This is a genomic window from Pontibacter lucknowensis (assembly GCF_900156415.1).
Classification (GTDB): domain Bacteria; phylum Bacteroidota; class Bacteroidia; order Cytophagales; family Hymenobacteraceae; genus Pontibacter; species Pontibacter lucknowensis.
Window position 1 is genome coordinate 88,310 of the sequence record NZ_FTNM01000005.1, and the last position, 12,627, is coordinate 100,936.

At 40.6% G+C, this 12,627-nt stretch carries 7 protein-coding genes and 1 tRNA gene; 7 read left to right on the forward strand and 1 reads right to left on the reverse strand.

Annotation, left to right across the window (positions count from 1 at the left end):
- The first annotated feature begins 192 nt into the window (after positions 1-192).
- Both BW972_RS15360 and BW972_RS15365 read left to right on the forward strand, forming a co-directional pair.
- On the forward strand, positions 193-3,462 hold the full coding sequence (locus tag BW972_RS15360) for a TonB-dependent receptor (protein WP_040573369.1): 3,270 nt from the start codon (positions 193-195) through the stop codon (positions 3,460-3,462).
- Positions 3,463-3,579: 117 nt separating this feature from the next.
- Positions 3,580-3,653 (forward strand) — tRNA-Ala (locus tag BW972_RS15365).
- Positions 3,654-3,805: 152 nt separating this feature from the next.
- On the opposite strand, the gene BW972_RS15370 is transcribed toward BW972_RS15365, so the two are convergent.
- Positions 3,806-5,161 (reverse strand): ATP-binding protein, encoded by a 1,356-nt coding sequence (locus tag BW972_RS15370; RefSeq protein WP_143732109.1) that lies wholly within the window; start codon positions 5,159-5,161, stop codon positions 3,806-3,808.
- A gap of 826 nt (positions 5,162-5,987) precedes the next feature.
- Between BW972_RS15370 and hsdR the strand changes: the two genes are divergently transcribed.
- From hsdR to BW972_RS20075, 5 genes are read left to right on the forward strand one after another with little or no spacing between them, the layout of a single operon-like run.
- Entirely contained in the window at positions 5,988-8,429 is a 2,442-nt protein-coding gene (gene hsdR / locus BW972_RS15375) for an EcoAI/FtnUII family type I restriction enzme subunit R (RefSeq protein WP_076422772.1), read from the forward strand.
- 47 nt (positions 8,430-8,476) lie between these two features.
- Positions 8,477-9,865 (forward strand): class I SAM-dependent DNA methyltransferase, encoded by a 1,389-nt coding sequence (locus BW972_RS15380; RefSeq protein WP_394333671.1) that lies wholly within the window; start codon positions 8,477-8,479, stop codon positions 9,863-9,865.
- 4 nt (positions 9,866-9,869) lie between these two features.
- A complete protein-coding gene (locus BW972_RS15385) occupies positions 9,870-11,255 on the forward strand; it encodes a restriction endonuclease subunit S (RefSeq protein WP_076422774.1) in 1,386 nt (461 codons plus the stop codon).
- A gap of 4 nt (positions 11,256-11,259) precedes the next feature.
- Positions 11,260-12,198, forward strand: a complete 939-nt coding sequence (locus tag BW972_RS15390; protein ID WP_076422775.1) for a hypothetical protein — start codon at positions 11,260-11,262, stop codon at positions 12,196-12,198.
- Positions 12,199-12,242: 44 nt separating this feature from the next.
- On the forward strand, positions 12,243-12,602 hold the full coding sequence (locus BW972_RS20075) for a hypothetical protein (RefSeq protein WP_076422776.1): 360 nt from the start codon (positions 12,243-12,245) through the stop codon (positions 12,600-12,602).
- Positions 12,603-12,627 lie beyond the last annotated feature (25 nt).

The following is a 12,627-nucleotide window of genomic DNA, read 5'->3' on the forward strand; positions in this document are numbered from 1 at the left end:
GGAGCTGTATGGCTCCGCCTTTCTTTTTGGCACTCAGTGTTTAGACAAGTAGTATGTTCGCAACATACAATAATTTTTTGTTGCTAAAAAGCAAATAACATAAGACAGATTATTAATAATAATTTAATCATTAAGTAGTTGCATTTCGAATTATACCCTCTAATTTTGCGGGCAAAAATCAATCAATCTTTTATGAAAAAGTTATTACTATCAACACTGCTTATGTTGCTGTGCGTGGTTACTATGCACGCACAGGTAACAACAAGTAGTATTACCGGATCCGTTAAGGATTCAAAAGGTGAAGCTTTGATCGGTGCAACCGTAAGAGCAACACACGGTCCTTCAGGCACCACGTACGGTGGTGTAACGAATGTTGAGGGTCGTTTTAACGTTCCTAACGTTCGCGTTGGTGGTCCTTACACCATCGAAGTAAGCTACATTGGCTACGAGCCAAAAGTTTACAGCAACATTTCATTGAGCCTGGGTGTTCCTTACCAGCTTGATGCAACAATGGCTGACGGTGGTCAGCAGCTTCAGGAAGTAATTGTTAGCACTGACCGCTCTTCTGTGTTCAACGCTAACAAAACAGGTGCCGCTACTAACGTAGGCATACAGCAGCTGGAGAAACTTCCTACTATCAACAGAAGTGTAACAGACTTCACACGTCTGACTCCACAGGCAAACGGTAACGGTTTTGCTGGCCGTGACGGTCGTTTCAACAACCTTCAGGTAGACGGTGCTAACTTCAACAACGGCTTCGGTCTTAGCTCTAATCCACTTCCTGGTGGCAACTCTCAGCCGATCTCTCTTGACGCGATCGAAGAGGTTCAGGTAAACATCGCTCCTTACGACGTACGTCAGTCAGGCTTTACTGGTGCTGGCATCAACGCTGTAACACGTAGCGGTACAAACCAATTCTCTGGTTCTGCTTATACCTTCTACAGAAACCAGGATTTCAACGGTAGAAAAGTTGGTGACAACGAACTGCCAGAGCAGACTGAAAGAAAGAACCAGATCTTCGGTGCCCGTCTTGGTGGTCCGATCATCAAAAACAAATTGTTCTTCTTCGCTAACTTCGAGCACGAGAACGAAACTTACCCTGGTGTAAACTGGGTAGCTTCCCGTCCAGGCCTTAGTGGTCCAAACGTTTCCAGAACTACTGCAGAAGACCTAGAGCGCGTTCGTCAGCACCTGATCACCAAGTATGGTTATGACCCAGGTGCTTATGAGAACTACGCAAACGAGTTTAACAACAAAAACACGAAGTTCTTGACGCGTATCGACTGGAACATCAGCGACATGCACAAGTTCACACTTCGTTACAACCAGGTAGTAGGTACAAGCGACCAGACAGTAAACGCCAGCTCTGCTCCTAACCCACGTGCCAGCTCTGCCCGTATCGGCCAGAACGCGCTTTCTTTCGCTGGTTCTAACTACGGTTTCGAAAACTCTGTACGTTCCGTAACAGCTGAATTGAATAGCACATTCTCTTCTGTACTTTCTAACCAGTTCCTGGCTACTTACAGCCGTATTCAGGACACGCGTACTTCTCCAAGCAGCATCTTCCCATTTGTTGACATCTGGAAAGACGGCGACCAGTACATGAACTTCGGTTACGAACTGTTCACTTACAACAACGACGTAATCAACAACAACTACTCGTTCATCAACAACCTTTCTTACATGCTGGGCAAGCACAACCTGACAGGTGGTGCCAGCTTTGAGGTACAGAACTTCGGTAACAGCTACCAGCGTTACGGTACTTCTTACTACCGTTATGCTTCTGTGGATGATTTCATCAATGATGCCCGTCCACTTCAGTTTGGTCTGACTTACCCTTATGAAGGTCAGGATCCATATTCACGCATCAACTTCGGTATGGCTGGTCTGTACGTACAGGATAAATTCGCTGCAACTGACCGCCTGAACCTGACTATGGGTGTGCGTGCTGAGCTGCCAGTTTACATGAACGACCTGACTCCAAACTCATCAATCGACAACCTGACACTGCTCGACACTGACGGAAACCCTACAACTTACTCTAGCGGTGAGTGGCCTAAGTCAAGAGTTCTGCTGTCGCCACGTATCGGTTTCAACCTTGATCTGCTGGAAGACCGTTCACTGTCACTTCGTGGTGGTACAGGTATCTTCTCTGGCCGTATTCCTTTTGTATGGTTGACAAACATGCCAACTAACGCTGGTGTAATCCAGAACGTATTGGAAGGTGTTCCTTCAAGCGCACTTGACGTGATTCGTTTCCAGCCTGAGCGTCTGTACTGGTTAGAGAATGGCCCGTCTAACGTGTTCATCCGTCAGCCAAACGCTGGTGCTCCTGGCAGCTTTGCCCTTGTTGACCGTAACTTCAAAATGCCACAGGTATGGAGAAGCAGCTTAGGTGCTGACTACACAATCCCTGGTACTCCATTGGTAGCTACTGCTGACATCCTTTACACAAAAGACCTGGTAGGTGTTTACCAGTTCAACGCTAACAGAAAGCCAGCTACACAGCAGCTGAACAACAACGGTGACAACCGTGACTTCTGGAATGGTTCTTCTAACGCCCAGTACACTACTGCCACTCGTGAGGCTATCGTTCTGTCAAACACAGACAAAGGCCACTCGCTGTCAGCAACTGCTGGTCTGTCACTTAACTCTAGAACAGGCTTCTTCGGTTCTGCTTTCTATACTTACACGCAGGCGAAAGACATCACTGGCAACCCAGGTTCTAACGCTGGTTCTGCTTGGTCTAACAACTACTCTATCAACGATCCAAACGAACTGTTGATGGGTATTTCTCAGTTCGCGACTCCTCACCGTGTAGTAGCTAACGCTTCTTACCGCCTGGAGTATGCTAACCGTCTTGCTACTACAGTATCCTTGTTCTACCAGGGTTCTTCTCAGGGCCGCTTCTCTTACATCTACAACGGTGACGTAAACAGAGACGGTATCAGCAACGACCTGCTTTGGATCCCAACCAGCTCTGCTGAAATGAACTTCGCTCCTATCATGAGCAATGGTCAGGTACAGTTCACTGCTGAGCAGCAGCGTCAGGCTTTTGATACATTCGTAGCTAACCAAGGTCTGGAAAGAGGTGCTTATGCTGAGCGTAACAATGGTTTGATGCCATGGTTCAACCAGTTTGACTTCAGATTGCTGCAGGACGTTTTCGGTAACATCGGTGGCAAGCGCAACACACTTCAGGTGAGCGTTGACGTGAACAACATCGGTAACATGCTGAACTCTGCATGGGGTGTAAGAGACCAACTGAACGGTGGTTCTAACTTCCACTACCAGCTGTTGAGAGTTGCTGCAGTTTCAGCTGACGGTGTTCCTACTTACAACATGATCACGGTACGTGACAATGATGGCAACACATTCCTGCCAGACTCTCCATTCCGTGAGAACTTCAGCTTATCTAGTACATGGAGCATGCAGCTTGGTCTGCGCTACATCTTCAACTAAGCAGAAAAGCTTATACAGCAAAAAGGCGGGACCAATGTCCCGCCTTTTTTATTTTCAAAATATAGCGCTCCAGTTTTTGCATATTCAAAATTTGTCCTAATTTTGTGACACTCAAACGGGGGATTAGCTCAGCTGGCTAGAGCGCTTGCATGGCATGCAAGAGGTCATCGGTTCGACTCCGATATTCTCCACACTCATTATCAAGCCCTTACGTCAAAAGCGTAGGGGCTTTTTGTTTAGGGGGTCACACAAAAGTACACACAACTTCTCCTATTCTACACCTAGAATTGGGACTATAGAAAAAGGCTACTCGTGATGAGCAGCCTTTTTTAGTTTGGTATGGTTAATATTCATCCTCTAGAAGATCACCCATAGGATACTCATCCATATCGGAAACATCGTGCTCAATTATCTCCATTAGTCGCTCAACTAATCTTCTGTTCTTATCTGTCAGCATTTTAATCTCTGCCTGCTCTTCTTTAAACTGCAGCTGAGTGTAAGCCTTCAAGAATAAATTATTAAACCTATACTTGTTAGAATTATCATCATGAACCAATATCTCGCTTCGCTTCACGGAGCATAGTTCGCCTAGTATTTTCTCAACATCTTCGGCCTTAAGTTTTGTGTTTTTGTACCTAAGTATGCCTTTCAACTTATTGTAAATGTCGTCGAAAGAGAATTCATCTTTATTGATCTCTAACGCGGTTTTGAGCACCTCTTTAGGTAAATTCAGTTGGGTATTATTTCCGATTTTAATGGCTTGGTCGAATTCAGATTTGAAGGTATCAGATTTTTCGTACAGAAATTTCTCCACCGCTTCTTCTAAATCTTCGAGATTGATAATAATAGCGTGTTTTTCAGGATTAGTAGAGTAAATTCGTTTAGTCAAGCAAATATTTAAGCATAGCTGATGGCAAATTGAGGGCAAGCCGCATGAATACTTTATGATCTTATACTTTGCTTTCTGATTAAATTTAAGGTTAAGCTTCTCCTCGCCATTTGTTATTATGGATATAATTTCTGAATTGCTCATGTAAGGCACAGAAATTTCAGCGACTCTATTATTCATTTCTTTATCGTATTCTATTACCTGTCGAGCAGTCCCAACCGCACCAATCGCAATAAGTTTGAGTTCTGGGTAATCCAACGACATATCCATAAAGACTTTCATGAGCTGTGAAGTTCTGGTTTTATCAGCGCCTTTGATTTTATGGAAATCCTCGAGCACCCAGCAGAACTTAGCTTCCCCAAATAAAGTAGCCAATCGTCTTGCTGTAAGTTGGGGTGGGATGAATTGTTTTGTAGATGTATGCTTCTGGTTAGTGATTTCGCCCAAGCTTAGAGATGCTTTGATGTCATCATAGCTGACGGTGAAAGCCGGTGAAAATTTAATTCCGCTTGTACGAGTGGTTTCTGTATGTAATTGGCCAAGCTGGTCGAAGGCATCAAGTAAGATGCTTTCGTATGTCATACCTTCGGTGCATGGTGTTTTTATGTAACCTACATAGGTCTGTGATAACTTGTTTATAATCAAAGATGATTTACCGCAACCTGAGTACCCATAAAGCACAATTTGTTTTCCTGGAGTATACAACGCATCCACTAAGTGACCGTTAATAATTTTTCCTCTCTCTACAAATGAATCTATTGCTGGTTGTGTTGGAGTAAATACCCGAGTTGTAGGTATAGGATTTGACATCAATTAAAGATTAAGGGTCTAGTTCTAAAGCCATAAATATAAATAGATCCCCTCTTAAGTCAAGCCTGTAAGCTGGGGTGAATAATCCCCATTCATATTTTGCTAAAAATGTTGGTAAGTTATTAGTAAATTCTAAGGTTAATATACATCCATTTCTATGTGAAGAAAGCTGTATCTATTATTCTAACTAGTTCCGTATGCAACATTATGAATCTGTACGAATTCAACTTAAAACCCCTGCCTGAGCGCATTTCAGCTGTTTGGGAGCATGGTTCTTTTCTCGCTATTAGGAGTGAAGCGTCTTATAGTATCGTCTTATACCACATGGGAAAGTTCTTTGCAGAAGTCTGGTATAACCCCTACAACAATCAAATAGAGCGTACCAGAAGCTTTAAGAGTAAGAACTGTTTGGAGCCTTACCTAAACCTGATTGATTTATCAGAACTGCTGAGAAAGTAATAAATCATAGGGGGCTGGCTACTTTCTTCGCTTGCATAGATTTTAATTCTATTCACAATGTCATCAATTGCTCTCAATACTCTTGTGTATTGGTCTTTTCTCGATACATTCTAATTATTACCTCATCTAATATTTGCCCTCTGTCGAAACAGCCATTGTCCCTATTCTGATATGAGGAGTGTAAGAGGTTAAACCATTTTAATTAAGCAATTGTAGCTACACTTTATAGTACTAAAGGTTGAGCGCAATTTTGGAAACTTTATAGCGCCAAAATCTGAGATGTTATCAAATAAAAAGGGATTGTTATGCTAAATTATTAATATATTAGCTAAATAATATACTTAGGGGTTAAAATCCAAGTTAAGCAATGAATAAGAAAGGCTTATCAGAGGCAGATATCAAAGCTAAGTTTATCACACCTGCTATACTTAAAGCAGGTTGGGATGAACTGACACAGTTAGGACGTGAGATAAGCTTCACTGCTGGTCGTATTTATGTAAAGGGTAAGCTAACTGCAAGGGGCAAAAAGAAATTTGCTGACTACATCCTATTCTACAAGCCTAATATGCCCATTGCCATTATTGAGGCAAAGGATAACAGTCATTCAGTCAGCGGCGGAATTCAACAGGCATTAGGATACGCTAACACTCTTGATATTCCTTTTGTATTCAGTAGCAATGGTGATGGCTTTCATTTCCATGATAAAACCGCTACAGATGGTCTAATAGAGAAAGTGCTAATACTCGATGAATTCCCAAGCCCTGAGATGCTTTGGGAGAAGTATAAGCAGTACAAAGGAATTGAGAGCAAAAAGCAAGAAGAGATTGTGGCTCAGGAGTACTTCCAAGATGGTACAGGAAGAGCCCCAAGATACTATCAGCAAATAGCCATTAACCGTACTGTGGAGGCCGTAGCCAAAGGGCAGGACCGTATCCTTCTGGTGATGGCTACAGGAACAGGTAAGACCTACACAGCTTTTCAGATTGCTTATCGCCTATTCAAGTCTAAAGCAAAGAGAAAGATCCTTTTCCTTGCTGACAGGACAGCCTTAGTTGATCAGACGCTCAGGGGTGATTTCCGACACTTCAAAGATGCTATGACCGTCATCAAAAAGAAGATTGTAGTGTTAGATGGGAAGGAGACGCTGGTGTCAAGCAAGAAACGGGGTATAGATACAGCTGATAAAGCTTATGACATATTCTTGGGCTTATATCAAGGACTAAGTAACTCTGATCCTGAAGTGCCAGATGCTTTTAAGGATTTTAGTCGTGACTTCTTTGACCTGATAATAGTAGATGAGTGCCACAGGGGTAGTGCCAAAGAGGACAGTAAATGGCGAGAGATACTTCAATACTTCAATACAGCTACACATATTGGCCTAACCGCCACACCAAAGGAAACGGAAGAAGTATCCAATATTCATTATTTCGGCAAGCCTATCTACACATACTCACTTAAGCAGGGTATTGATGATGGTTTCCTTGCTCCTTACAAGGTAGTGAAGGTGACATTAGATATTGATGCTGAAGGATGGCGACCCTCTAAAGGATTTTTAGACAAGGCCGGCAATCCTGTTGAGGATAGGATCTATAATCGGACTGACTTTGATAAGAATATAGTAGTTGAGGAAAGGAGAAAGCTTGTAGCCCATAAGATTACAGAATTTCTAAAAGGTAATGATAGGTTTGCTAAGACCATTGCCTTCTGTATTGATATAGAACACGCTGAAGGAATGCGTACGGCTCTGGCCAATGCCAATGCAGATCTGGTAGCTCAGAACTCTAAATATGTCATGCAGATCACTGGTGACAATGAAGAGGGCAAAAGGGAACTGGACAGCTTTATCAACCCAAGTGAACGCTATCCGGTGATTGCAACTACTTCAAAGCTGATGACTACAGGTGTAGACGCTCAAACTTGTAAGCTGATTGTGCTGGATAGCAATATTGCTTCTATGACTGAGTTTAAACAGATCATCGGAAGAGGTACACGCATTAATGAAGAGTATGGAAAGACCTACTTCACCATCATGGATTTCCGGAATGTGACAGACCTTTTTGCAGATCCTGACTTTGATGGTGATCCGGCAATGATTAAGCAAGTAAACGAAGATGAGGACTTAGGAGGTGCAGATGAAGAAACACCTGATGATCCTGTTACAGGTGAAGGAGGCGAAGAAGTAGAGTTTCCTGATGAGCCTGAAATGCCTGAAGTTGAAGGAGGTGGTCCTATCAAAGAAGAGCCAAAGATAAAAGTAAGGGTAGATGGGGTCCAGGTGAAGATCCTCAATGAAAGAGTACAGTACTTGGATGCTGACGGCAAAATCATCACAGAAGATCTTAGGGATTACACTAAGAAGAATTTGATTAAGCACTTCAAATCATTAGACGAATTCCTAACCCATTGGAATAGTGCTGATCAGAAGAAGGCACTTATAGAAGAGCTCGAAGGTCAGGGTATTTTCTTTGATGCCTTGAAGGAAGAAGTAGGCAAAGACTTCGACTTATTTGATTTAATTTGTCATGTGGCTTACGACTCAAAGCCCCTTACCAGAAAAGAGCGGGCTAACAACGTTAAGAAGAAGAACTACTTTACAAAGTATGGGGAAAAAGCGCAGGCTGTTATCAATAGCTTACTGGATAAGTATGCTGATGATGGTTTGCTTACTATTGAGAGTACTGAAGTACTGAAGCTTGATCCATTGAATAAGTTAGGTACTCCTATAGAGCTAATAAAGGCCTTTGGCAACAAAGCACAGTACATGGAGGCAGTGAAAGAATTAGAAAAAGAACTTTACCAATCAGCATAGATTAAATGGCAAATGTAGGGGCTGTCATAAGCAGCATAAGAAATATTATGCGTCAGGACAGAGGTATATCTGGTGACGCACAACGATTAGAACAGCTTGGATGGATGTTGTTCCTGAAGATTATTGATGATAAGGATCAGGAGCTTGAAATACTAAGAGATGATTATATCTCAGTAATCCCTGAAAAGTTTCAGTGGCGTAATTGGGCCGCTGATCCTGAAGGCGTAACAGGGGATGAATTGCTTGAATTCATCGATAGCAATACTGAGGGAAATAAAGGTTTGTTCGCTACTTTACGAAATTTGAATGTACCGGCTCACCCTAAGAGAGCAGCTATAGTGAAAGAAGTATTTGATGGCTCAAACAACTACATGAAGTCGGGCTATGAGATGCGGAAAGTCATCAACAAGCTTAACGAGATTGATTTTAATAACTCAGAAGATAAGCACATCTTTGGCAATATCTACGAAAGCATATTACAGGAGCTTCGAGATGCGGGTAATAAAGGGGAATACTACACTCCAAGAGCTGTTACCCAGTTGATGACGCAACTAACGAATCCTAAGCTTGGTGAGAAGATTCTTGATCCAGCAGCAGGTACAGGTGGCTTCTTAACAGCAGCAATTGACCATGTGAGGGAGAATTATGTAAAGACGGTAGATGATGAAAGTCTCCTACAGAATAGCATAACAGGTTGGGAATTGAAGCCTGTGGCCTATGTCTTAGGCCTTACAAACTTGATTCTACACGAAATGGACGTTCCTGACTATCATTACATCGATAGTCTTAAAAAAGAATACAACAGCATTAGTAAAAAGGATCAGGTAGATGTGATACTGGCTAACCCCCCTTTTGGGGCAACTATTGCTGATGGTGTTGATTCTAACTTTCCTGCGAACTATCGCTGCAAGGAAAGTGCTGATCTGTTCGTGGTCCTAATGTTACAGTTGCTCAAGTCAACAGGTCGTTGTGCAATAGTTCTACCAGACGGTTCAATTACGGGTGAAGGTGTAAAAGCACGTATACGAGAAAAGTTATTGTCTGACACTAACTTGCACACGATTGTGCGCTTGCCCCAAAGTACCTTTTTCCCAGCTACAGTTAGTACTAATCTACTATTCTTTGAGAAAGGCAGCCCTACTAAAGAGATATGGTATTATGAACATAAATTACCAGAAGGGCAGAAAAGCTACTCTAAAACCAAGCCAATACAATTTCATGAATTTACTCCGTTAATTGATTGGTGGCATAACCGTGTAGAAAATGAAATAGCTTGGAAAGTGAAGGTAGAGAACCTGAAAGATTGGGATTTAGATATAAAAAACCCGACAAAGGTTGAAGAAGAAATTAAGTATAGCAGCATAGAGTTGCAGGAGATGTTACTCAATTCATTTAGTAAGTGTCAAGTAATTCTTGAAGAGTTGGCAAAAAAATAAAGGAATGAAATTAGTTGAATTGAGTGAGGTCTTGAGCCTAAGGAAAGTTTTTATCAACATTTCTGATTCTAAGAATTATAAGCTTTGTAGGGTTCAAACAAACAGAAAAGGTGTTGTCTTGCGCGAAAATAAATATGGCAGCCTAATTAAAACCAAAAAGCAGCAAGTGTGTAAGCATTTAGATTTTATAGTTGCTGAAATGGATGCCAAAGTAGGAGGTTATGGTTTTATACCAGAAGATTTAGATAACGCTATTGTAAGTAGTCATTACTTTTTGTTTGAAGTAGATTTTACTAAAATCAGAAAAGAGTATTTTGAAGCTATTATTCAAACCGAGATCATTCAAGATCAAATAAAAGCTAAAGGTTCTACTAACTATTCGGCAATCAGACCTAAAGATGTTTTAAAGTGGAAAATCCCATTAGGAACTTTAGCTGAGCAAGAGAAAATAGAGAAGAGCTTCTTGAATACACGTAATCAAAGTTTCAAGCTTTTAGATGAATTAAAAAATCAAAAAAAGCTTCTTTCCCAACTCAAGCAAGCTATACTTCAGGAAGCCATAGAAGGCAAATTGACAATAGATTGGCGAAATCAAAACCCTGAAGTAGAACCTGCCTGCGAATTGATTAAGCGTATCAAAACTGAAAAAGAGAAGCTAATAAAAGAGAAAAAAATAAAGAAAGGTAAAAAGCAATTATCCAACGATTTAGGTAATATACAATTTGAATTGCCTAAGACTTGGCTTTTTGCAGATATGGATGATATATCACAGTATATTACAGATGGGACTCATTTAACGCCAACTTATACTGAGAAAGGCAGAATATTTTTATCTGCACAAAATGTTAAGCCCTTCAAATTTTTACCCGAGAATCATAAGTATGTTTCTGAGGAAGATTATAGGGAGTATATTCAAAACAGATTAGCCGAGAGAGGAGACCTGTTGGTAGGACGTGTTGGATCTAAAGGAGAAACGGCGGTAATCGATAGGGATATAGAATTTGCTTTTTATGTTAGTCTTGGATTGATAAAAACATTCAAAGAATTTACCTCTCCTGAGTATTTAGCAATAGTGATGAATTCACCATACGGGAACTTATACGCTACTGGTAATATGAGTAGTATAGGAGCCTCTGCGGGAAATTTTAATTTGGGGAGAATTCGATCATTCCCTGTTCCATTGCCTCCTTTTGAAGAACAAAAAGCCATAGTTCATAAAGTCGATTTACTAATGGGAAAGTTACACTCATTAGATGCTGAAATAGACCAAAGTGATAAGCACGCACAAATGCTGATGCAAGCGGTACTTAAAGAAGCTTTTGAGCCTTCTGCCAGGCAATTAGATGTTATGAAACTAAATGAAGTTGAGGAGGCTGTCCTAAGTAATTAATAAAATGTCATTAGGACGTAACATAAGGTTTGTTGGTCATGAGATTCATCATATCTCTGAACCTAACTTCAAGAGCTTACCTCAAATTGATAATATCATTTATAAGACTACAATCGAAGAGCTTAAATGGGCAGAAGAAGCAACCTATAAAATAGGTGAATGGCGTGATATATTTAGAAGTACATACATCCGCTGGGCTTTAGCTATAAATGGTCTTCATCAAGCAAGCAAAACTTATAGTGACCCAAAATGGAGACGTAGCGGGAAAAAGTTTATTGTTACAGGATTTAGAATGCGGAATGAGGTCCAAATAGTCGATGCTCCTATTGCAAAGTGGGACGGGAATGTTGCTGCTGATGCTCACCTGAAGTCAGTGAATATGATTGCCAGTTATGGCATTATTGATTTGTACTCCTGCTTTGAAGAGTTGATTTTCGATTTTTATAAATCTTATCTTAAGCATAAACCAGATGTATTTCTTGTAGGTCCTGCTAATAAAGATTTTAGGAAAATTTACAATAATAGAGAAAGTGATCCTGAAGCATGGAATTCAGCATTTGAGGAGCGATTAGGTAACTGGCAGAGGAAGAAGCTTTATGAAAGTCTTCCACAGGTGTTTCTGTCTTACATGAATACAGTAGGTCTTGAGAAACCTAAAGATTATGAACACACGTCTCCTGAAACATGGGTTGAAACATTAAAGGGGATAGCTATTCTGAGGAATTGTCTTACACATGGACAGAAGTTTGTACCTGAGGATTTAGCTGAAATATCTAAGAAGCCGTACTCAATGGGCTTCAACTTTAAGGTAGGAGAAGAAATTAACTTATCAACTAAACACTTAATGAGTGTTGAATTATTTGGAGACCAACTGCTTAGGGCTCTCAATATCTCTATTATTGAAAAGGCGGAAAAAGAAAAAATAAAATACATAAACAAATAGTTTTTTATTGATGCACTTAATGCAAAATCAAGACTATTTCAATCATGGTTTTTGAGTTTTATCTTGGTGGGTATGGACGTGATAATAATTTCAATATAATCTTGAGGGATAAGAACCTTTACATTTCAACCTATCATAGTATACCTCTGCCTGAACACTTCAAATTAATTCAAACTGATTGCGACAACGACTGGCTTTATTTAATTAGTTATTTAAAAAGCTGTAGATGGAATAAAAGGTATGATAGTGAAATACTTGATGGTACTCAGTGGGAGTTGAAAGTTAAAGGAAATGGTATCAATATTAACTCTTATGGTTCCAATTCTTATCCACAAGAATTCGATGAGTTTTTAGGGATATTAAATAGATTAATCAAATCAACAGGATACTCTATAGTGAAATGATTTAAAAAATTTTCAGGTGGACAGT

Bases quoted from the DNA above. Each gene is read 5' to 3' on its own strand.
- BW972_RS15360 (WP_040573369.1), top strand. From the start codon at position 193: ATGAAAAAGTTATTACTATCAACACTGCTTATGTTGCTGTGCGTGGTT.
- BW972_RS15370 (WP_143732109.1), bottom strand. From the start codon at position 5,161: ATGTCAAATCCTATACCTACAACTCGGGTATTTACTCCAACACAACCA.
- hsdR (WP_076422772.1), top strand. From the start codon at position 5,988: ATGAATAAGAAAGGCTTATCAGAGGCAGATATCAAAGCTAAGTTTATC.
- BW972_RS15380 (WP_394333671.1), top strand. From the start codon at position 8,477: ATGCGTCAGGACAGAGGTATATCTGGTGACGCACAACGATTAGAACAG.
- BW972_RS15385 (WP_076422774.1), top strand. From the start codon at position 9,870: ATGAAATTAGTTGAATTGAGTGAGGTCTTGAGCCTAAGGAAAGTTTTT.
- BW972_RS15390 (WP_076422775.1), top strand. From the start codon at position 11,260: ATGTCATTAGGACGTAACATAAGGTTTGTTGGTCATGAGATTCATCAT.
- BW972_RS20075 (WP_076422776.1), top strand. From the start codon at position 12,243: ATGGTTTTTGAGTTTTATCTTGGTGGGTATGGACGTGATAATAATTTC.